The following is a 20,348-nucleotide window of genomic DNA, read 5'->3' on the forward strand; positions in this document are numbered from 1 at the left end:
AACCTCCCCGGGTTGTTGACAGACTGATAATTAATCGTCTCCGGGAGCGTAGGTCAAGATGAGGGGGTGAGCACGCCGCGCCCCGACCTCGCCGCGCCGCACTGGCTCGTCCAGCTGCTGCGCAGCAAGCCGGTCCCGGTGCCGTGGAACATGGTCGCCCGCGCCGTCTTCGCCCTCGCCGTCCCGCTCGCCGTGGCGTACGCGGCGGGCGACATCGCCGTCGGCGCGCTCATCTCGACCGGCGCCCTGCCCGCCGTGCTGTCCGAATCGGCCGGCCCGTACCGCTACCGCGCCCGCCGGCTGGGCGGCGCGACGCTGGCCGCGACCACCGGGTACCTCGTCGGCCTGCTCACCGGCGGCACCCCGGCCCTGTCGGTGCCCGCGGTCATCCTGGTCGCCGCGGTGTCGGCGCTGATCAGCGCGGCCGGCAGCAACGCCTCCGTCGCCGGGCTGCAGATGTTCGTGTTCTGCGTGCTCGGCACCGGCCAGCACGCGACCGGTGTGCGCGTCGAGATCCTCTTCGGCTTCTTCTGCCTCGGCGCCGCCTGGAGCTTCCTGGTCGCCCTGGTCACCTGGACGGTCCGGGCGACCAGCCCCGAGCGCACCGCCGTCGCGCACGTCTACGTCGAGCTGGCCGCGATGCTGTCGGCGACCGACGAAGCGGTCTCGCGGGTGGCCCGGCACCGGCTGACCACGGCCATGAACACCGCCTACGATCAGCTGCTCACCGCGCGCTCGTGGCTGTCCGGCCGCGACGCCGCCTACCGGCACCTGCTCAACCTGCTGTCGGCGACGACGCCGGCGGTCGAGGCGTCGGTGGCGCTGGTCAACGCCGGCCGCCGCCCGCCCCAGGCGGTCATCGACCACTTCGTCGCCCTGTCCGCGTCCGTGCTGGCCAGCCAGCCGCTACCGGAACCGCCGGCGGCTCCGGACGACGACGGCGATCCGCTGCTCGCCGCGCTCCACGCCGGGCTCGTCCGGATCGGCAAGGGCGACGACCGCAAGCGCCGCGAGCCGACGCCGTGGTACCGGCGGCTGCGGACGTGGGCCGGGTCGCTGGCGTCCGGCCCGCTGACCTGGATCGCCGCGCTGCGGCTGACCCTGTGCGTCGCGATCGCCGAGGTCGTCGGCCTGCTGGTGCCGTTCGAGCGGTCGTACTGGATCACCCTGACCGTCGGGATCGTGCTCAAGCCCGACTTCGGCTCGGTCTTCGGCCGCGCGGTGCTGCGCGGGATCGGCACCCTCGCCGGCGTCGGGATCGGCGCGCTGGTGCTCGTCGCGGGCGGCCGCGGCTGGGTCCTGGTGGCGCTGATCGCGCTCTTCGCCGGCGGGGTGGCGATCGGCAAGGTGCGCAACTACGGCATCCTCAGCGCGTTCGTGACGCCGCTGATCATCCTGCAGATGGACCTGGCCAACACCGGGAGCTGGAACGTCGTCGTGGCGCGGCTGGTCGACACCGCGCTGGGCTGCGTGATCGTGCTCGTCTTCGGCTACCTGCTGTGGCCGGGCAGCCGACGCCCCCAGGTCGGCGGCCGGCTCGCCGACGGCCTGGACGCGGTCGCGAAGTACGTCTCGCACGCGTTGGTCGAGGCGTCTTCCGGGGAGGCGCGGCTGGCGCGGTCCCGGGCCCGCCGCGGTGCCTACCGGGCGCTGGCCGACCTGCGGACGGCGTTCCAGCAGGTCGTCGTCGAGCCGTCGGCGAACGGCCGCCAGGCGGTGGCGTGGTGGCCGGTGATCGCCGCGCAGGAGCGCGTCGCCGACGCCGTCACCGAAGTCGGTGTGACGATCGGGCGGGGCGTGCCGCCGCCGGCCGCCGCCGACGTCGAACTGCTCACGGCCGCCCTGGGAGAACTCGCTTCGGCGGTCCGGGAGCAGCGCGAGCCGCGGTCGGTGCCGCTGCCGGACGCCCCGCAGCTGTCGGGCGTGGTCGACCAGCTGGAGTCGGCGTTCGACGCCGTCCGCGGGCCTGACCTGGCCGAACGCGCGCCGCTGCGGCTCGTCCGGCGGTTCCTGCCGTACCACAGGCGCACGTAAGGATCGTGCTGTTCAATGCACCCATGGGAATCGACTTCGAAGCGTTGAAGGGCAAGGCCGAAGAGGCCCTGCGCGAGCACAACGACAAGATCGAGGAAGGCCTCGACAAGGCCGCCGACTTCGCGAAGTCGAAGTTCGGCGGCCACGACAGCCAGATCGACAGCGGTGTCGAGAAGGCGAAGGACTTCCTCAACAAGTTCGACGACACCCCGGACAACCCGCGGTAACTACTGGACCTCGCCGGTGGCGATCCCGTCGGACAGCCCGGTGATCCGGCCGCCGCGCTCGCCGAGCGCGATCAGGCCCTGCCGGGCGTCCGGCGCGGACAGGCTGATCCGGACACCCGCCCGGTCGACGTCCAGGCTGGCCGCAAGCGCTTGCGCGCCTTCGTACCCGGCGTTGATCGTGGCCGCGAGCCCGCCGGTCGAAGCCAGCGAGCCGCGGGCGGCGCCGAGCCGGCCGAGCGCCTCGTCGACGATCGGCAGCAGCGCGTCCCGGTTGCCTTCGGTCATCGCGCGGACGAGCTGCGGGTTCGAGCCCGCGACGCGCGTGCCGTCGCGGTAGGACCCGGCCGCCAGCGACATCGCGAGCGGGCCGCCCTCGGCGCCGATCGTGGCCAGGATCGCCGCGAGCAGGTGCGGCAGGTGCGAAATCCGGGCGACGGCCTCGTCGTGCGACTCCGCGGGCAGCGGCACCACGTGCGCGCCGACGTCCAGCACGAATTTCGCCACCTCGGCCCAGGCTTCGAGGTCGGTGTCCTCCTCGACGGTGACCACCCACGCGGCGCCCTGGAACAGCGTGGCGTCGCCGGCCAGCCAGCCGGAGTTCGACGTCCCGGCCATCGGGTGCCCGCCGACGTACCGCGTGTACGGCACCCGGCGGCGGACCGCGTCCAGGACCGGCGCTTTCACGCTGGTCACGTCGGTGAGCAAGCAGTGCGACGCGTGCTGGGAGACCAGGCGCAGCAGGTCCTCGACGGCCGGGAGCGGCACGGCCAGCACGACCATGGCCTCGTCGGCGGCGGCCCGGTGCAGCGCGGCTTCGACGTCGGTCGTGACGTCGTAGCCCGCTCTGCTGGCCGCGTCGGCGTCCACTTCGGATACCGCGGCGCCGAACGCCGTGCGGCCGCTGGCGGCCGCCGCGCGCAGCAGCGACCCGCCGATCAGCCCGAGCCCGATCACGCATACGTCTCGCACGGGCCCCATCCTGCCAGTAACAAGCGGGGCTGCGCCCCGAGCCGGGGGCTCCGCCACCCGGACCCCCGAAAGAAGGCCAGTGCCGGACGCATTCAGGGCTACAGCGCGGCGGCGAGCCTCGTTCCCTGGTCGATCGCGCGTTTCGCGTCGAGTTCGGCGGCGACGTCGGCCCCGCCGATCAGGTGCACCGGCAGCCCGGCGGCGCGGAGTTCGTCGGCGAGGTCCCGCACGGGTTCCTGACCGGCGCAGACGACGACCGTGTCGACCTCCAGCAGCCGCGCGCGGCCGTCGACGGTGATGTGCAGGCCGTCGTCGTCGACCTTCTCGTAGGTGACGCCGGGCAGCTGCTCGACGCGCTTGGCCTTGAGCGCGGCCCGGTGCACCCAGCCCGAAGTCTTGCCGAGCCCGGAACCGATCCCGGACTTCTTGCGCTGCAGCAGGTACACCTGCCGCGGTGACGGCTCGGGCCGCGGCGTGCCCAGCCCGCCCGCCGCCTGTTCCGGGTCGGTGACACCCCACTCGGCCATCCACGCGTCCCGGTCGAGCGCCGGGGACGCGGTGTGCGTGAGGAATTCGCTGACGTCGACGCCGATCCCGCCCGCGCCGATCACCGCGACCCGCTCGCCGACCGGCCTGCCGTGCTTGACGACGTCGACGTACGAAAGCACCTTCGGGTGGTCGATCCCGGGCAGCGACGGCACCCGCGGCGCGACGCCGGTGGCCAGCACGACCTCGTCGAAACCGGTGAGGTCCTTGGCGGCCGCGCGGGTCCCGAGGTGCAGCTTCACCCCGGTCACCTCGAGCCGCCGCCGGTAGTAGCGGATGGTCTCGGCGAACTCCTCCTTGCCGGGGATCTTCCGCGCGATGCCGAACTGGCCGCCGATCTCGTCGTCGGCTTCGAACAGCTCGACGCTGTGCCCGCGCTCGGCCAGCGCGGTCGCGGCGGACAGCCCCGCCGGTCCCGCTCCGACGACGGCGACGTGCTTCGACCGCCGTGTCGGCGAGAGCGTCAGAGTCGTTTCGTGGCCGGCGCGCGGGTTGACCATGCAGGACACGAGCTTGCGCTTGAAGGCGTGGTCGAGGCAGGCCTGGTTGCAGGCGATGCACGTGTTGATCTCGTCCTCGCGCCCGGTTTCGGCCTTGCGGATCCACTCGGGATCGGCGAGGAACGGCCGGGCCATCGACACGAGATCGGCGTCCCCGCTGCTCAGCGCCTCCTCGGCGACCTGCGGCAGGTTGATCCGGTTCGACGTGACGACCGGGATCCCCACGTGCGGCTTGAGTTTCCCGGTCACCCAGGTGAACGCGGCGCGCGGCACCGACGTCACGATGGTCGGCACGCGGGCCTCGTGCCAGCCGATGCCGGTGTTGATGATCGTCGCGCCGGCCGCCTCGACTTCCTGCGCGAGCGCGACGACGTCCTCCCAGCGCTGGCCGCCCGGCACGAGGTCGAGCATCGAAAGCCGGTAGACGATGATGAAGTCGTCGCCGACCTTTTCCCTGGTGCGCTTGACGATTTCGACGGCGAACCGGCGGCGCCTCTCCGGCGTGCCACCCCAGGCGTCGGTGCGTTTGTTGGTGCGCTCGGCCAGGAACTGGTTGATCAGGTAGCCCTCGGAACCCATGATCTCGACACCGTCGTAGCCCGCTTCGCGCGCGAGCTCGGCGCAGTTCGCGAAGGCGTTGATCTGCGCCTTGACGCCGTGGTTGGTGAGGCCGCGCGGCCGGAACGGGTTGATCGGCGCCTTGATGCTCGACGCGGACACGCTCAGCGGGTGGTAGGCGTACCGGCCCGCGTGCAGGACCTGGAGCGCGATCTTGCCGCCGGCTTCGTGCACCGGCGCGGTCAGCTGCCGGTGCTGCTTCGCCTCCGCCGACGTCGTCAGCTTCGAGGCCAGCGGCAGCAGCCAGCCGGTCTTGTTCGGCGCGAAGCCGCCGGTGACGATGAGACCGACGCCACCGCGGGCGCGTTCGGCGTAGTACTCGGCCAGCTCGGGGAAGTGCTTGGCGTTGTCTTCGAGGCCGGTGTGCATCGACCCCATCAGCACGCGGTTGCGCAGGGTCGTGAAGCCGAGGTCGAGCGGGGACAGCAGGTTCGGGTACGGGGTCATCAGGCGTCCTTGGGGTGGTGGAGGGCGGCGAGGACTTCGTCGAACCACTCGACCTGGCCCTCTTCGACGCGGATGCCGCCGCGCAGGACCAGGTACTGGTGCAGGTGCCGGCCGTGCAGCCCGGCCGGCGCGGGGAAGTCGCGCTTCTCGATCTGGCGGTAGACGTCGAGGCGTTCGGCGTGCGCGGCGCGGTGCCGGACGATCTCTTCGGCGACCTTCGCGGGGTCGCCGAAGGTGGCGCCGCGGATCTTCACGGCCAGCTCGACGGGCCCGGCTGAGGGGTCCGGCTCGGCCAGCCAGCGGACGAGCTCGGCCTGGCCGGCGTCGCTGACCGTGTAGACCTTCTTGTCCGGCCGTCCCGACTGCGCGACGACGTCGACGGCCACCCAGCCGGCCTCTTCCATCCGCTTCAGCACGCGGTAGATCTGCTGGTGGGTGGCGCTCCAGAACAGCCCGATCGACTTCTCGAACCGGCGCGTCAGCTCGTAGCCCGAGCCGGCGCGCTCGGACAGCGAGACGAGGATCGCGTGCTCCAGTGCCATGCTCGAAGGGTGCTATGCAACGAGTTGCAGTGCAACGAGGCGCGCATCACTTCACCCGCGCGGGTGGGATGCTGTGTCCTTCACAAAACGGGTCGACTAATCGAGCGAAAAGGCCAGGATGGGAGGAGTGCACCCGGTACTCGAACTGATCTCCGAACGGATGGCGGCGGGCAGTGTCCCGGGAGCGCGCGCCGACGGCCGGCGCCTCGCGCTCGCCATCGAAGGCGGCAGCAGCCGCGGCACGTACTCCAGCGGAATGGTCCTGGCGCTGGACGAACTCGGCGTCACGCCCGCGTTCGACGCCGTCTACGGCTCGTCGGCCGGCGCGCTGAACGGCGCCTGGCTGCTCTGCGGCCGCTCCTCGACCGGCGTCCGGACGTGGTGGAACCCGGTCGTCATGCGGCGGATCATCAACCCGCTGCACACCCTGCGCGGCCGCGCGGTGATCGACCTCGAATACCTCGTCCACCAGGTCTATTCGGTGCTGGAACCGATGGACTTCCCGGCGATCCTGGCCAACCCGGTGACGTTCCACCCGCTGGCCACCGACGCCGACACCGGCGAATCCACCGACCTGCACCCGTACCTCGACGACGTCGACGCGATCAAGGTCGCGCTCGCCGCGTCCTCCTGCATGCCGGTGCTGGCCGGGCCGCCGATCCCGATGGCCGGCCGCCGGTTCGTCGACGCCGGCGTGGCCGAGCCGATCCCGTACCGCACCGCCCTCGCCCAGGGGGCGACCGACGTCCTGGTGCTGCGCACCCGCCGCGCCGACGAGCTGCCGGTGCGCCCGCCGCGGGTGCACGACGTCGTCGTGCCGCGGTTCCTGCGCCGCCAGGCGCCCGGCGCGATCCCGGCGTGGCAGGACACCTACCGCCGCGACGTCGAAGACGAGGAAGTGCTGGCGGCCGACCCGCGCATCCTGAGCGTCCGGCCGCCGGTGGGCGCGCCGGACGTGGCCGTGCTGGAACGCGATCCCGAGGTGCTGCGCAAGGCCGTCGACCTGGGGAAACGCGCTGTCGTGGACGTGCTGGAGAACCTGCGCGAAGCGTCTTAGGGCTTGCGCGCGACCCCGCCGATCACCCGCGACTCGGACGGCGAGCCGGCGAACACGGTGTGCTCGTCCGGGTGCCACGCCGGCGCGTAGACCAGCCCCGGCGCCAGCATCGGCCAGCCGCCGAAGAAGCGTTCGAACTCGGCCATCGTCCGCAGGAACCCGGGGTTCGTCGTGGTCTCGTAGTACTCGAGCAGGTCGATCAGCGCCTGCCGCTCGTCTTCGTTGACCGGGTTCTCGTTGGTCATCTGCGAGATCACCAGCAGCGAACCGGGCGCCAGCCGCTCGCGGTAGAACGCCAGCAGCTCGTCCGGGTTCTGCTCGTCCTTGACGAAGTGCATGACCGCGTTGATCACCAGCGCGACCGGCTCGCGCACGTCGATGATGTCCGACGCCTTGACGCGCTCCCAGAGGTCGTCCGGCTGCAGGAAGTCCGCGGCGATGGCGTGGTGGCGCTCGGGATCGGCGGTGTCGGCGAGCAGCAGCGTCGAGTGGGCCAGCGCGATGGGCTCGTTGTCGATGTAGAGCACCTGCGTGTCGAGTTCGGGGCGGGCCTCGTCGGCGACCTCGTGCACGTTGCCCGCGGTCGGCAGGCCGGAGCCGACGTCGACGAACTGCCCGATGCCTTCCTGGACGCACTGCCGGACCGCCCGGCCGAGGAACTGCCGGCTCGTCAGGCAGTAGTCACCCATCAGCGGCAGCCGTGCGCGGACCTTCTCGGCGAACGCGCGGTCGATCGCGTAGTGCGTGTTCCCGCCGATGAAGTAGTCGTAGATCCGCGCCGCCGACGGCCGGTCGAGGCTGCTTTCGACGGCCTTCAGCGCGTCGTCGTGGTTGATCATGCCGGTGCCATGCCCTCCCGATAGGCGTTCACCGACTCTGTCAGGCGATCGAGCTCGGCCCGCATCCGGGCCACCCCGGCGTCGTCGAGGCTCATCGCCGTGCCGATCACGTCGGGGATGCCCTGCGCCTTTTCGCGCAGCGCCCGCCCGTCCTCGCTCAGGCTGACGCGGACCGAGCGCTCGTCGTCGGCCTGCCGGTTGCGGACCACCAGTCCCGCCGTCTGAAGCCGCTTGAGCAGCGGCGACAGCGTGCCCGAGTCGAGGTTCAGCTCGGCGCCGAGCTCCTTCACCATGCGGTGGTCCCGCTCCCAGAGCGCCAGCATGACCAGGTACTGGGGGTAGGTCAGATCGAGGTCCTCCAGGACGACCCGGTACAGCGACGTCACCGCGCGAGACGCCGCGTACAGCCCGAAGCAGAGCTGGTCGTCCAGTCGCAGCGATGCCATGGCGTCCTCCTCTCTCGTAACTCTCCATGGTCCTCGGCCCGGCCTCGGGAGGCAACTCAAGTGCCCTGCATCTCATTGAGTCCCAATTAGTTGTGCACAACCGAGTTGCGAGCTACCTTAGTGGCATCAGCTTGGTCCACCCGAGGAGGACGACATGACCGCCAACCCGCACCAGCTGGCCCTCGAACCGGCCGCGCAGGCGTTCGCGGAGGCCACCGACCAGCCGCCGTACCTGTTCCAGCTGGCCCCGGAAGAGGGTCGCAAGGCCGTCGACGGCGTCCAGGACGGCGACGTCGCCATGCCCGCCGCCGAGATCGAGGTGCTGTCCGTCCCGGGCGGCCCGGACGGCGACGTCGAGACCCGGATCGTCCGCCCCGCCGGGGTTTCCGGCCCGCTGCCGGTGATCGTCTACATCCACGGCGCCGGCTGGGTGTTCGGCGACTTCCACACCCACGAGCGGCTGGTGCGTGAGCTGGCGGCCGGCGTCGGCGCGGCCGTCGTGTTCCCGGAGTACAGCCGTTCGCCTGAGGCGCGTTACCCGGTCGCCATCGAGGAGAACTACGCCGTGGCGAAGTGGGTCGCCCAGCACGGCGCCGAGAAGGGCCTCGACACCTCGCGCATCGCGATCGCCGGCGACTCCGTCGGCGGCAACATGACCGCGGCGCTGACCATCCTGGCCAAGCAGCGCGGCGACGTCACCTTCAAGCAGCAGGTGCTCTTCTACCCGGTGACCGACGCTTCGTTCGACACCGAGTCGTACCACCGGTTCGCCGAGGGCTACTTCCTCGGCCGCGAAGGCATGAAGTGGTTCTGGGACCAGTACACGACGGACCCGGCCCAGCGCGCGGAGATCACGGCGTCGCCGCTGCGCGCGTCGCTCGACGAGCTCGCCGGGCTGCCGCCGGCCCTGGTGATCACCGGCGAAGCCGACGTCCTTCGCGACGAAGGTGAGGCGTACGCGGCGAAGCTGCGTCAGGCCGGTGTGCCCGTCACCGCCGTCCGGTACCAGGGGATCATCCACGACTTCGTGATGGTGAACGCCCTTCGCGAGACCCACGCCGCCGAGGCCGCGATCACCCAGGCCGTCACCGTGCTGACCCGCGCACTCGCGAAGTAACTGAGAGAACGCTGAGTTCGCGGCACGTTGCGGCCTTATGACGGAGCTCACAAGGCCGCAACGTGCGTGGGGGCTCAAACGTGATATATACGCGAGTCCCGCGATCCGGGCGCGCATTTCTGCCCGCCTGGAAGGACCGTTGCCATGCACCTGAGCAGCATCCGGCTCGACTCGCCGGTCAACATGATCGTGGTGGTCGTGTTGACGCTGCTCGCGATCGTCGCCGTCCCGTGGTTCTGGGACCGCTGGAAACGCAAGCGGCTCTGGCGCAGCGCGACGATCCTGCTCGCCGTCGTGCTCATCGTGCTCAGCGCCGGCATGGGCGGCAACATGATCGGCGGGTTCTTCCCGACGGTCGGCTCGCTGCTCGGCACCGGCGTCTACTCGGCGCAGGGGACCGACGCGGAAGCGGCGCAGAACGGCGAAGACCTCGAAAAGCTGCGTGACACCGGCGTGGCGCACGCCCGCGAGGGCAAGGGCACCGTCGTCCACATGAAGGTGACCGGGCGGCGCACCAAGGTCACCCGCGACGTCACCGTCTACCTGCCGCCGCAGTACTTCGACGCGGCGTTCAAGGAGCTGCGGTTCCCGGCGATCGAGTGGATCCCGAACTACCCGTCCGGGCCCGAGGTCGTGACCGGCGGCTACCACCTGCCCGAGCAGCTCGACGCGGCGATCGCCAAGCGCGTCCTGCCGCCGACCGTGGTGATCGTCCCGGACCCGACGGGCGTGCCGAAGGTCGGCCACGACACCGAATGCGTCGACGAGGTCAACGGCACGGCGAACGACACGTACCTCACCGCGGACCTGCGCGACTGGGCGCTGCAGAAGCTCGGCGTCGCGGCGAACCGGCGGGCGTGGACGATCGCGGGCTGGTCGTCCGGCGGGTACTGCGCGATGAACCTGGTGACCCGGCACCCGCAGTGGTACGGCCAGGCGGTCAGCGTCAGCGGCTACGACAAGGCCCAGGTCGACGCCGAAACCGAGGACCTGTTCCACGGCCGCCAGGACATCAACGACGCCAACAACGTCCGGCTCAACGTGGCCCGGCACCCGTCGCCGGTGGACATCCTGGCGATCTCCGGTGAGAAGGAGAACTACGAGAGCTTCGCGATCGACCAGATCCGCGCGGCGGCCCGCCCGCCGGTCCAGTTCTCGTCGTGGCGGATCAAGGACGCCGGGCACAACATGAACACGTTCAAGTCCCAGATCCCCGACGTCCTGGCGTGGATCGGGGCGCACACGACGGGCCCGTCCCCGGCCGGTCGGCAGCTGGAGACCACCGGCGGCGTGCTGCCGTGGCCGCTGCCGCGCTCCGGCGCGCACGGCGCCCTCGCCGACACCGACCAGTAGGCCCGTCAGCCGAGCAGCTTCGCGACGATGTCCGTCACGCGCTTCGACGCGGTCGGGTAGTCGACGCCGGCCGGGTGCTCGGTCAGCACCACCACGATGTAGCGGCTGTCGTCGCCGAGCACGCCCGAGGTGTGCAGCATCCGCGTCGGCTTGCAGCACGACCAGCCCTGCTTGACCGCCCACGCCCGCCCGCCGGCCGCGTCCGGGATGCCGAAGTACTGCCGGAAGCCGTCGGACCCGCGTTCGGTCGCGGCGCGCAACGCGGCCATGATCGCGCTCGGACCGTGGTCGAGCAGGTACCGGTAGATCTTCACGACGTCCGGCGCGGTGATCTGCGTGTCGCCCCAGCGGCCGGGGTCCGCGGGCGCCCGCGTGCCGGTGAGGCCGAGTTTCCTGGCCCACTGCGTGACGATCGACGGGCCGCCGTAGGACGTCCAGAACCGGCTGGCGAGGTCGTCGTCGCTGCGCGACAGCATCCGCTGCACGTCGGCCACCGGACCGCCGCGCTCGAGCACGGAAAGCGCTATCAGCAGTTTCACGAGCGAGGCGGACGTGTAATCGCGGTCGGGGTGCACGGAGACGGTGGTTTTGCCGCTCTGCCGGTCGAACACGACGGCGCTGACGTTGCCGCCGCGCACCAGCTTGTCCAGCGTGGCGGCGTCCACCCCGGGGCCGGGCTCCGGCGTCGGCTCCGCCTTCTTCTCCGGCCCGGTCTTTGCCGGTGGTGTCGCGCTGGTGCTCACGCTTGTCGTCACGCCTGTGGTCACGCTCGGCGGCGTGACGGTTTCGGCGACCGCGACCGCCTGGGGCGGCGTGCTGTGGCTCAGTGTCACCGCCACCGCGCCGATCGCCCCCACGCACAGCCCCACCAGGAAGATGCCGCTCAGCTTGCGCATGACCCGGATTGCCGGGAACGCCGCGCGCTGTTCGCTCGAACGGGGGTATTTGTGGGATTGCTCTCGAACCGGCCCCGATCCGGGAACGCGCAGGTGGGCTGTGGGCAAGCGACATCGTTTCGCTCACCGTGTCCGCGGGGTACCTGAGGGCGGTGACGGTCGTCACCACCCGCTGGGAAGGACTGGAGTCATGGTTCACGCGAAAGGCGCACGCATCCGGGTCCGAGGCCTGCAGCCGGCGCAGGTGCTGGCCGGACTGGCCGGCATCGCGTTCCTCGTCGTAGGCATCATCGGATTTTCAAGGACCGGCTTCGGCGACTTCGCCGGGCACCACGACGTGGGGTTCTGGCGGTTCTCCGGCAACCCCCTGATGAGCTTGGTCCGCGTCGTGACCGGCGTCGTCGGCCTGCTGCTGGCGTTCGGCTCGGGCCGCGCGCGGGTGTTCGGCTGGCTGCTGTTCATCGGTTACGGCCTGCTGTTCGTGTGGGGCCTGATGATCGACGGCCTCATTTCGACCAACCCCTTCGCCAACGCCGGCAACCCGATGGACCTCGGCCGCGCCGACACGTGGCTGCACCTCGGCGTCGCCGCGCTCGGCCTGCTGATCGCGGTCCTGCCGGCCCGCCGCACGATCCTGCTGCCCGAAGACGAGGTCGTCGACGAGCCGGCCGTGGCCGAGCAGCGCACCGAGGTCATCGACCGCACGGACGCGGTCGACCGCGACCGCCGCACCGACGTCGTCGACCGGGGCCGCCGCACGGACGTCGTCGACGGTGCCGACGGGGTGGCCGAGGAGCCGCGCCGCCGGTCGTTCCTGCGTCGTGACCGCAACGAGCGAGGCCCGGAGGTCGCTCGCGAAGAGCGTCCGCCGGGCCTCGCCCACTAGGTGATCGTTCAGTAGGTGGTGCCGGTACCACCGGAGTTGTCGTTGCTGCTCCCAGTTCCGCTGTTAGCCGCCGGGGCCTGGTTGGCGGTGGAGCTGGGAGTGGTGCCGACCTTGCAGCCGTTGGGCTCGATGACGAACCAGGTGCCGTTGACGCCCATGCCGTTGGCGTCGCCCGGCTTCAGGTCCTTCGAGAAGTTGTAGACGGGCCAGCCGCCGATGGTGACCTGCTCGGTGCCGTCCTGGCGCTTGATGCTGCCGAGCAGCTTCGAGTCGATGCCCTGCAGCTCGACCTTGCCCTTGGACAGGACCGGCGGCCAGGTCTTGGCGCAGTCACCGTTGCAGGCGGAGGCCTTCTTCTTGGTGTCCTTCGTGAACAGGTAGAGCGTCATGCCGTTCTGGTCGACGATCGCGTCGCCGAGCCCGTCGATCTTGCTGGCGCTGAGCTTGACGGCACCGGACTCGGTGCCACCCGCCGCGGCCTGCCCGGACTTCCCGCCCTTGGCGTTCGCCGCGTACCAGGCGCCACCGACGCCCTGGCCGGTCGCGTCACCGGGCTTGGTGTCCTTGGCGTAGCGGTAGAGCGCCCACCCGCCGACGGTGATCTGTTCGGTGCCGTCGGAGCGCGTCACCTTCCCGACGATGTTCTTGTCGACCCCCTGCACCTGGACGTCCCCGGTGGCCAGCATCGGCGGCCAGGCCTTGGCGCAGTCACCGTCGCAGTTGGACTTCGGCGGCTTCGCGGTGTCCTTGTCGAACCGGTAGAGGGTCATGCCGTTCTGGTCGGTGAGCACCTGCCCGACATCGGCGACGTCGGCGACGACCAGTTTCGATTCGTTCGACGCCGGAGCGGCGTTGCCCACCTGGCCGTTGGCGGCCTGGCCACCCCCGGTACCCCCGGCGGCAGCCGGAGCAACAACCGGCTGGGCGGTTTCGGCACCCGAGCAAGCGGTGAGCACTGCCAGCCCGGCTGCCGCCGCGGCGACGGAGACGGCGATGCGCGTGCGAAGCATGGAAGTTCTCCTTGTGTCCGTTGGGATTCCCGCCGCTCGGTGCGGCTGCCTGATACCCACTACACGGACCCCTGGCGGAGGCGGTTCAAAGAATTTTCGACGACGTGACCGGGCGGCCCGGCGAGGCCAGCCGGGCCGGTCGAGCCGGGACCCGGTACCCGGAGGCCCGGCGGCCGGGACCCGGCGGCCGGCGCACGGCCGCCGCCGGATTCGCGCCTTGGCCGCGGGCGAGTGGTGGCCGCCCCTGGTCCGCAGCCGCAGCCGCAGCCGCAGCCGCAGCCGCAGCCGCAGCCGCAGCCCGCAGCCGCTGCTCCCTCGCCTGCGGGGGAGCCGTTGCCTGCCGCTCAGCCGCGGAGGGCGCGGTCGACCAGCGCGGCGGCCGCGCCCGTGTAGCCGGCCGGGTCGAGGAGCTCGTCGAGCGCCGCCGGAGTCAGCACGCCGGTGACGGCGGGCAGCTCGTCCAGCACCTCCCGCAGCGGCCGGCCCTCGTGTACTGCCCGCCGGGACGCCTCGCCCAGCAGTTCCTTCGCCGTCGCCTTGCCGAGCAGCGGCGCCAGCACGGCGGAAAGCCGTTCGGAGACGATCAGCCCGTGCGTCGACGCCAGGTTCTCCCGCATCCGCCCGGGCACCGCGGTGAGCCCGCGCGCCAGCTCGGCGGCGGTGTGCGCGGCACCGCCGGTCAGCCGCAGGCACTCGCGGACCAGCTGCCATTCGGCGTGCCAGACCCCGGCCGACCGCTCGTCCTCGGCCAGCATCGACTGCGTAACCCCCGCGGCCAGCACCGGCACCTGCAGCGCGGCCGACCGGATCAGCGTCGCGAGCACGGGGTTCCGCTTGTGCGGCATCGCCGAGGAACCGCCCCGCCCGTCGGCGGCCGGTTCGGCGACCTCGCCCAGCTCGGTCCGGGTCAGCGTCTCGACGTCGACCGCCAGCTTCCCGAGCGCGCCCGCGGTGAACGCGAGCGCGCCCGCCAGCTCCGCGACCGGCGTCCGCAGCGCGTGCCACGGCAGCACCGGCACACCCAGCCCGGTCTCCTCGGCGAAGGCAGCGGTCAGCCGTCCGGCGTAGGCGCCGGCGTCCGCGTCGCCGTCGGCGAGGCGCGCGTACTCGACGTACGCCGCCAGCGTTCCGGCCGCGCCGCCCAGCGAGACCGGCAGCCCGCCGTCGAGCACGCGCCGGATGCGGACGGCCGCGTCCAGCACCAGCTGCCGCCAGCCCGCGGCCTTGAGCCCGAACGTCGTCGGCACCGCGTGTGCCGTCAGCGTCCGCCCGGCCATCGTCGTGTCCCGGTGCTCGCGGGCCAGCCCGGCCAGCGCCTCGGCCGTCGCGTCGAGGTCGGCAGCGAGCGGCCGCAGCGTCCGGTCGGCGACCAGCATCATCGCCGTGTCGAAGATGTCCTGGCTGGTCGAGCCGCGGTGCACGTACTCGGCCGCGCCGGGCGCCACCTCGCCGACCGCCGCCGTCAACGCCTTCACCAGGCCGACCACCGGGTTCGCGGTCGCCCGCGACCCGCGCGCCAGCTCGACGACGTCGATCCGCGCCCGGCCGGCGGCCTCCGTGATCGCGTCCGCGGCCTCCGGCGGCACCGTCCCGAGCCGCGCCTGCGCCCGCGCGAGCGCTGCCTCGGCGTCGAGCATCGCGCGCAACCACGCCTCGTCTCCGGTCGACGCTTCGGCCGGCGTGCCGGCCCGCACGGGGGACAGGAGCCCGGAATCGGGGTCGACGGTCATGGCGTCAGCATCGCACGCGCACGACCTCGGCGACGGCCGCGCAGCCGCGTCTGGCACGCTCATCGGCCATGACCAGCGCCCCGTCCGCGGAGGACACCGCCGGCGACGAACCCCGGGGAATCGCCGCCGAGCGGCTGACCTTCTTTTCGGACGCCGTCGTCGCCATCGCGATCACGCTGCTCGCGCTCGAGCTGCCGCTGCCGGAGGGCGCCACCAGCGCCGAACTGCTGCGGTCACTCGGTCATCACCAGTCCGAATACGTCTCCTTCCTGATCAGCTTCGTCGTCATCGGCGGCCACTGGCGTGCCCACCACCGCCTGTTCAACTACGTCACCGCGCTCGGCGGCGGGCTCGCCCGGCTCACCTTCGGCTGGCTCCTGACGCAGGTGATCATGCCGTTCGCCACGAAGGTGCTGGCCGAAGACGGCGGGTTCGAGTTCCGGTTCGTCTTCTACGCCGTCGTGCAGGTCGTCGCGCTGACGCTGTTCCTCGTCATGGCCCGGCAGATCCAGCGGAACCACCTCTACCGCGCGGACACCCCACCGGAGCTCTTCGGCTCGGTGTACCGCGGGATCGGCGCGCTGATCGCCGCCTTCGCCGTCTCGATCCCGGTAGCCTTCTTCACGCACTGGGCCTACACGTGCTGGATCGTCATCCCAATCGTCGTCAACCTCCTCTTCCGCGTCCGCCGCCGGACGGCCGCCGCCTGAGCCGTCATTCGCCGGTCGCGCCGTCGATCCGCTCGCGGACCAGGTCGGCCTGGCCGATGTGGCGCGCGTACTCGCCGATCATGCGCAGCATCAGCCAGCGCAGGGTGAACGGTTCGCCGGTGCTGCGGCGAGTGCCGGTCTGGTCCAGTGAGGCGGCTTCGGCGACGATCTCCCGGGAGCGCGCGCATTCGGCGTGCCACAGGGAGAACGCCTCGTCGACATCGCCGCCCAGGTCCGTGAAGTCCTGCTCCGGGTCGTCGTCCGAGTAGTAGAGGTTCGGCACGTCCTCGCCCGTGAACTGGATCCGGAACCACCAGCGTTCGACACCCGTGAGGTGCCGCAGCAGGCCGTGCAGGGTCAGCGTCGACGGTGGTACCGAGCGTTCGGACAGCTGCGCGGGGTCCAGACCGGCGCATTTCAGCTCGAAGGTGCGCCGGTAGTACTCCAGGCTCTCGGTGAGGGCCTGGAGCTCGTCCGCGACCGGTGCGGGGTCGTGCCGGGGGCCGGTCAAGCGGGGCGGAGCGGCCACCGGGGTGGTGTGTTCGGTCATGCGCGGAGCGTGCCACAGGGGTCCGACAATTTTCGGATCACCGGGGTGGCCGGTGACCGGGCAACCGGCCGAAAACCCCAGTTCAAGCACGGTTCGAAGAACCCGGTAACGAAAATCCGGGTGCGCCGATCTGATCTTCGTCACCCTGCTGCGCACGCCCGTCTTGACCGGTCGGAGCGGCACCCCTCGGTTCGGAACCAGGAGATCACGACTATGCAGCGAACCGGACGAAGAACTGCCGTGCTGGCCGCGCTGACGACGGCGGTCCTGTGCGCAGCACCCGCCGTCGCGGCCGCGGCGCCGCCCGCGAGCACGATCGACGTCAGCGCGACCACGGTCCGCGCGGGCGACACGCTCACGGTCACCGAGCAGCTGACCAACCCGACGGACTTCACCGTCACCGGCGCGAAGGCGGCGCTCTACGTCAAGGAAAAGCCGATCGCCGACGTGCTGGACCTGGTGTCCTGCGCCGGCGCGATCGCCCCGTGCGCGCCGTACCTGAGCAGCTTCCGCGGCGGCGTCGGCGACCTGGGCGCGGGCGAGAGCCGGACGGTGACGTGGACGCTGCGCCTCAAGGACGACGTCGAGCCCGGCGAGTTCACGCTCCAGCACCAGTTCGCCGGCGACAACTACGCGTTCGCGGTCGAAGACGGCCCGGCCGTGACGATCGCCGCGCCGGCCAAGGCCGACGTCAAGGTCGCGCTGACCGGCACGCCCCACTTCGGCGTGGTCGCCCGGGTCGACTACGTGATCACGGTGTCGAACACCGGACCGGCGTCCGCGACCGGCGTCCGCGTGACGGCCAACCCGGGTACCGGCCGCACGATCACCTCGGCCACGGGCTGCACCCGCTCGGGAGCGACGCTGACCTGCACGATCGGCACCCTGGCCCCGGGCGCCTCGGCGACGGCGAAGTTCACGTCGGAAGGCGGATTCTTCGCGTGGGGCGCGTTCACGGCCACGGCCCAGCGCGCGGCGAGCGCCCCGGCCGACCCGAACGTCGCCAACGACAGCGTGTCGAAGAAGTGCACGGCTTACACGGGTCTCTTCGTGCAGTGTTGACGGCCTGACGCGCGGGGTCCGGACGGGACCCCGCGCGTACGTCCACACAGGAGCATCAGAGCGCGAAGGCTGCCGAGCGGCCCCGGTTCCGCACGTCGTCGGCGGTCTCTTCGACGGTCTGCGCGGAGGTGTCGAGGACATGCCGTTCGAGGTCCCCGAGCCGACTGAACGCGGCATGCATCCCCTTGAGCGGCTCGACGTCGGTCAGTTCCGCCGCACCGCGGGCGGTCCCGCGCGCGAGGGTGACATCGAGGCTCGGCCGGAGCACGACGTAGAAGAGGTCCAGACCGTCGCGCAGCGCGGAGTCCCGGAACGGCTGCAGCGCCCACGGCCCGACGACCCGTCGAGCACAACGTCGTAACCCCCGCGCGCATACCCACAGGCGGCCTCGGCGATGACCCCGAGCACAACGTCGTTCTGCCGGGCGGCCTCGGGCAGGTAGGGCGGAACGAACCCGGTCCGGATCCAGACGCAGAAGCTGTCGGTGTGCAGGTGCACGGCCGCATGAGGCGCGTTTTCGGTGACGAGCCGCGCAACGGTGGACTTCCCGGCCCCGGGCGGCCCGGTGAGGATCAGCAGCGAACCAGCCATGCGGGCATCATGCAGAGCCGGCGGCTGGAGAACCAGTCTTGACCTCCGCGGGAGCGCGACCCGGACCCGGAGTGCAGGCGGCCGACGGCGCCCTGGCTAAACTGGTGGCGCGGGCCGTTAGCTCAATTGGTAGAGCTGCGGACTTTTAATCCGTAGGTTCTGGGTTCGAGCCCCAGGCGGCCCACTGCGATCCTGCTTCTGACCTGCGAAAACAGGGAGATTGGTGATCTTCGGGCAAGTCCGCGGGGTCATGTGTGGCCGGGCGTGTGGCTACGGCGTGGACATGAGGATCGGTGGCCGTGACGAAATAGGCCGACGCCGGGGCTGCTCGCGGCTAAGGTGAACGGTCCCGAAATTCGACTGCGGCAGGTATTTTGTTGCTGTAGCCGGGACAATGGACTTCGGTAGGATGCTTGTGGGCGGCTGGGCTGCTGTCATTCTGTCCTGAGTCGGTGGTTCCTGGTGTGACGATTGTGTGTCCGATCGTGAGGCCCGAGGCGTCGATCGCAGCGGATTGATAACGGCGTTTTGAGTGTGGCGTGAGCAATGGAGCCCAATCGGAGACATCGGTGCCCGCTCCTGGGCAGCATATTCCCAGGTCAAGCGCACACGTGCGGCATCGCGATGCCGCGCACCCGCGGACTCGTGGTCCGCGGGTTAGAGATTTTCGGGGTAGCTGTTGGTGCGTGCGGGCACCCGGTGGCACTGCCCGCCACGCGTCGGCAGTGGAGCGGGAGCCGGGCCCGGTGCGTACGGCCGGAGGGTGCAGGGAACAAGGAGGCGCTGATTTTCTCGGCGGCTTGGTGGCGGGTGCAGGGGTGGAGCGAGATGTAGTAGTCGGCGGTGAAGGTCATGGAGGCGTGTCCGAGCATGTCCTGGGTGCTTTCGAGGTCGCTGCCGGCGGCCAGGGACAGTGAGGCTGCGCCGTGGCGGAGGTCGTGCAGCCGGATCGGCGGTAGCTGGGTGTGTTCGGCCAGCAGGTCCTCGAACTCGTGGGTGAACAGGTCGCACCGGCATGGCATCCCGGTGGGGGTGGTGAACAGGTACCGCTCTCCTGCTGGTCCTGCGGGGAGCCCGGCTCGTGCGGTGAGGTAGCGCCGCACCAGGCCGGCGGTGAGGTGGTCGAGAGCGATGGTCCGTGTGCTGGATCGGCTTTTCAGTCTCCCGTCACCGTCAGCCTGCTCTCCGGGGTCCGGTCTGGTGATGACGAACAGCTCGCGGTGGCGCAGGTCCACGTCGACCTCGCGCAAGGCGGCGGCTTCGCTGCGGCGCAGTCCGGTGACGGCCACGAGATGGTAATACAGGTAGCGCTTGTGCCCGGCAATGGCTTTGAGGAACTCGATCGTCTGTTCTCGAGTCCACACGCACACCGGTCCCAGGCGCCATCCGGTTGCCCGCCAGCGCGCCACCCGCTCTTCAGTCCACACGTACGGCCGCGGCGCCACCGCTTCCGGGAGGTCGATCTCCCGGCCTCGTGCCGGGTTGCGTGCCAGCAGTCCTTCCTTCACCGCGGCTCGCAGCGCGGAGCTCAACGTCGCACGGACCCGCGCCACGGTCGATGGCGCCAGTCGTCCGTAGCGGGACCCGGTCCCGGCCGCGATCGCGGTGAACGCCTTCTGCACGTCGCTCACGCTGAGGGTCACCAACGGCAGGTCACCCAGCTGGGGGGCAGGTAGGTGACGACGTGCTGCCGGTAGTTCCGACGTGTGCTGGAACGGAGCCGGACGGTGCGGATCCAGTACTCCAGCCAGTGACCGGTTGTCAGCCCGATGCCCTTGGTGGCCGCCGCGACCTGGTCCCGGGCGGCCATCGCGGCCTCCTCCGAGGGGTAGCCGCCGCGACGCACCCGCCCGCGTACGAGACCCGTCTCCGGCTCGGGGACCTTCGACCGCGAACCACCACGACCCGTGCTCCGGTTCAGCCAATCGGCGACAACGCGCACCCAGCTACCTCCCCGTCGCCGGACACCGGCACCCACACCGCTTGAACACATCCTTTGCCGACATAGAGACTCCTCACGCGGGGCAGACCAACGAGCTGGCCAGGTCGCCGATCTGCGCCGGGTCTCGGTCGCGGCCGATGGCCGGGTCGAGGCCGGCGGGTCCCGACCGACGGCGGTGCTGGGCACGGCGTGCAGGTGGCGTCGATGCGCTGCAGCGTGTCCGGCGGCAACGGCCGATCGTCGGTCACGTAGGTGTGGATCACGGTGATGAACATT

At 71.1% G+C, this 20,348-nt stretch carries 21 protein-coding genes and 1 tRNA gene; 9 read left to right on the forward strand and 13 right to left on the reverse strand.

The features are described from left to right. Window positions 1–66: 66 nt before the first annotated feature. Together ABZW17_RS05935 and ABZW17_RS05940 are read left to right on the forward strand one after the other, a co-directional pair. Window positions 67–2,034: an FUSC family protein gene (locus ABZW17_RS05935; RefSeq protein WP_354810109.1), complete on the forward strand. Its 1,968-nt coding sequence runs from the start codon at window positions 67–69 to the stop codon at window positions 2,032–2,034. A gap of 23 nt (window positions 2,035–2,057) precedes the next feature. Continuing rightward, a complete protein-coding gene (locus ABZW17_RS05940; RefSeq protein ID WP_354810111.1) occupies window positions 2,058–2,261 on the forward strand; it encodes an antitoxin in 204 nt (67 codons plus the stop codon). On the opposite strand, the gene ABZW17_RS05945 is transcribed toward ABZW17_RS05940, so the two are convergent. The 3 genes from ABZW17_RS05945 to ABZW17_RS05955 all read right to left on the reverse strand — a co-directional run bounded on the left by ABZW17_RS05945 (window position 2,262) and on the right by ABZW17_RS05955 (window position 5,883). After that, on the reverse strand, window positions 2,262–3,215 hold the full coding sequence (locus ABZW17_RS05945) for a prephenate dehydrogenase (protein ID WP_354810537.1): 954 nt from the start codon (window positions 3,213–3,215) through the stop codon (window positions 2,262–2,264). 113 nt (window positions 3,216–3,328) lie between these two features. After that, window positions 3,329–5,341, reverse strand: a complete 2,013-nt coding sequence (locus tag ABZW17_RS05950) for an NADPH-dependent 2,4-dienoyl-CoA reductase (RefSeq protein WP_354810113.1) — start codon at window positions 5,339–5,341, stop codon at window positions 3,329–3,331. Continuing rightward, window positions 5,341–5,883, reverse strand: a complete 543-nt coding sequence (locus ABZW17_RS05955) for a PadR family transcriptional regulator (protein WP_354810115.1) — start codon at window positions 5,881–5,883, stop codon at window positions 5,341–5,343. The genes ABZW17_RS05950 and ABZW17_RS05955 overlap by 1 nt, the downstream gene beginning before the upstream one ends. 118 nt (window positions 5,884–6,001) lie before the next feature. Between ABZW17_RS05955 and ABZW17_RS05960 the strand changes: the two genes are divergently transcribed. Then, window positions 6,002–6,940, forward strand: a complete 939-nt coding sequence (locus ABZW17_RS05960; protein ID WP_354810117.1) for a patatin family protein — start codon at window positions 6,002–6,004, stop codon at window positions 6,938–6,940. Here ABZW17_RS05960 and ABZW17_RS05965 read toward each other — a convergent pair. Both ABZW17_RS05965 and ABZW17_RS05970 read right to left on the reverse strand, forming a co-directional pair. Beyond that, window positions 6,937–7,779, reverse strand: coding sequence for an SAM-dependent methyltransferase (locus ABZW17_RS05965; RefSeq protein ID WP_354810119.1), 843 nt, complete (start codon window positions 7,777–7,779; stop codon window positions 6,937–6,939). The genes ABZW17_RS05960 and ABZW17_RS05965 overlap by 4 nt on opposite strands. Continuing rightward, a complete protein-coding gene (locus tag ABZW17_RS05970) occupies window positions 7,776–8,225 on the reverse strand; it encodes a MarR family transcriptional regulator (RefSeq protein ID WP_354810121.1) in 450 nt (149 codons plus the stop codon). Before ABZW17_RS05970 ends, ABZW17_RS05965 begins: the two co-directional genes overlap by 4 nt. A gap of 154 nt (window positions 8,226–8,379) precedes the next feature. On the opposite strand from ABZW17_RS05970, the gene ABZW17_RS05975 reads away from it, so the two are divergent. Both ABZW17_RS05975 and ABZW17_RS05980 read left to right on the forward strand, forming a co-directional pair. Continuing rightward, a complete protein-coding gene (locus tag ABZW17_RS05975; protein WP_354810123.1) occupies window positions 8,380–9,342 on the forward strand; it encodes an alpha/beta hydrolase in 963 nt (320 codons plus the stop codon). A gap of 144 nt (window positions 9,343–9,486) precedes the next feature. Continuing rightward, entirely contained in the window at window positions 9,487–10,695 is a 1,209-nt protein-coding gene (locus ABZW17_RS05980) for an alpha/beta hydrolase-fold protein (protein WP_354810125.1), read from the forward strand. A gap of 5 nt (window positions 10,696–10,700) precedes the next feature. Here ABZW17_RS05980 and ABZW17_RS05985 read toward each other — a convergent pair whose 3' ends face one another. Continuing rightward, entirely contained in the window at window positions 10,701–11,591 is an 891-nt protein-coding gene (locus ABZW17_RS05985) for a hypothetical protein (protein ID WP_354810127.1), read from the reverse strand. Window positions 11,592–11,781: 190 nt separating this feature from the next. On the opposite strand from ABZW17_RS05985, the gene ABZW17_RS05990 reads away from it, so the two are divergent. Then, a complete protein-coding gene (locus ABZW17_RS05990; protein WP_354810129.1) occupies window positions 11,782–12,477 on the forward strand; it encodes a DUF4383 domain-containing protein in 696 nt (231 codons plus the stop codon). Window positions 12,478–12,485: 8 nt separating this feature from the next. Here ABZW17_RS05990 and ABZW17_RS05995 read toward each other — a convergent pair whose 3' ends face one another. Next, window positions 12,486–13,487 (reverse strand): SCO0930 family lipoprotein, encoded by a 1,002-nt coding sequence (locus ABZW17_RS05995; protein WP_354810131.1) that lies wholly within the window; start codon window positions 13,485–13,487, stop codon window positions 12,486–12,488. A 344-nt stretch (window positions 13,488–13,831) separates the two neighbouring features. Continuing rightward, window positions 13,832–15,217, reverse strand: coding sequence for a 3-carboxy-cis,cis-muconate cycloisomerase (gene pcaB, locus ABZW17_RS06000; RefSeq protein WP_354810133.1), 1,386 nt, complete (start codon window positions 15,215–15,217; stop codon window positions 13,832–13,834). Between the two features lie 68 nt (window positions 15,218–15,285). Here pcaB and ABZW17_RS06005 point away from each other — a divergent pair, with 68 nt between their 5' ends. Then, complete coding sequence (locus tag ABZW17_RS06005) at window positions 15,286–15,927, forward strand: TMEM175 family protein (protein WP_354810135.1); 642 nt, start codon at window positions 15,286–15,288, stop codon at window positions 15,925–15,927. Between the two features lie 4 nt (window positions 15,928–15,931). On the opposite strand, the gene ABZW17_RS06010 is transcribed toward ABZW17_RS06005, so the two are convergent. After that, the gene (locus tag ABZW17_RS06010) at window positions 15,932–16,477 is read right to left on the reverse strand and encodes a DinB family protein (RefSeq protein WP_354810137.1); all 546 of its coding nucleotides are present in this window, start codon (window positions 16,475–16,477) and stop codon (window positions 15,932–15,934) included. A gap of 213 nt (window positions 16,478–16,690) precedes the next feature. Between ABZW17_RS06010 and ABZW17_RS06015 the strand changes: the two genes are divergently transcribed. Continuing rightward, window positions 16,691–17,539, forward strand: coding sequence for a hypothetical protein (locus ABZW17_RS06015; protein WP_354810139.1), 849 nt, complete (start codon window positions 16,691–16,693; stop codon window positions 17,537–17,539). Between the two features lie 55 nt (window positions 17,540–17,594). On the opposite strand, the gene ABZW17_RS06020 is transcribed toward ABZW17_RS06015, so the two are convergent. After that, a complete protein-coding gene (locus ABZW17_RS06020) occupies window positions 17,595–17,807 on the reverse strand; it encodes a hypothetical protein (protein WP_354810551.1) in 213 nt (70 codons plus the stop codon). After that, window positions 17,744–18,130, reverse strand: a complete 387-nt coding sequence (locus ABZW17_RS06025; protein WP_354810141.1) for an AAA family ATPase — start codon at window positions 18,128–18,130, stop codon at window positions 17,744–17,746. The genes ABZW17_RS06020 and ABZW17_RS06025 overlap by 64 nt, the downstream gene beginning before the upstream one ends. A gap of 111 nt (window positions 18,131–18,241) precedes the next feature. Between ABZW17_RS06025 and ABZW17_RS06030 the strand changes: the two genes are divergently transcribed. Further along, window positions 18,242–18,314, forward strand: a tRNA-Lys gene (locus ABZW17_RS06030). A 415-nt stretch (window positions 18,315–18,729) separates the two neighbouring features. Here the strand turns inward: ABZW17_RS06030 and ABZW17_RS06035 are convergent. Together ABZW17_RS06035 and ABZW17_RS06040 are read right to left on the reverse strand one after the other, a co-directional pair. Beyond that, complete coding sequence (locus ABZW17_RS06035) at window positions 18,730–19,761, reverse strand: tyrosine-type recombinase/integrase (protein WP_354810143.1); 1,032 nt, start codon at window positions 19,759–19,761, stop codon at window positions 18,730–18,732. An 8-nt stretch (window positions 19,762–19,769) separates the two neighbouring features. Next, window positions 19,770–19,940 carry a hypothetical protein gene (locus tag ABZW17_RS06040; RefSeq protein ID WP_354810145.1) on the reverse strand — a complete coding sequence of 57 codons (171 nt, stop codon included), beginning with the start codon at window positions 19,938–19,940 and terminating at the stop codon, window positions 19,770–19,772. Window positions 19,941–20,348 lie beyond the last annotated feature (408 nt).

Source organism: Amycolatopsis sp. NPDC004625 (assembly GCF_040609695.1).
Taxonomy (GTDB): Bacteria; Actinomycetota; Actinomycetes; order Mycobacteriales; family Pseudonocardiaceae; genus Amycolatopsis.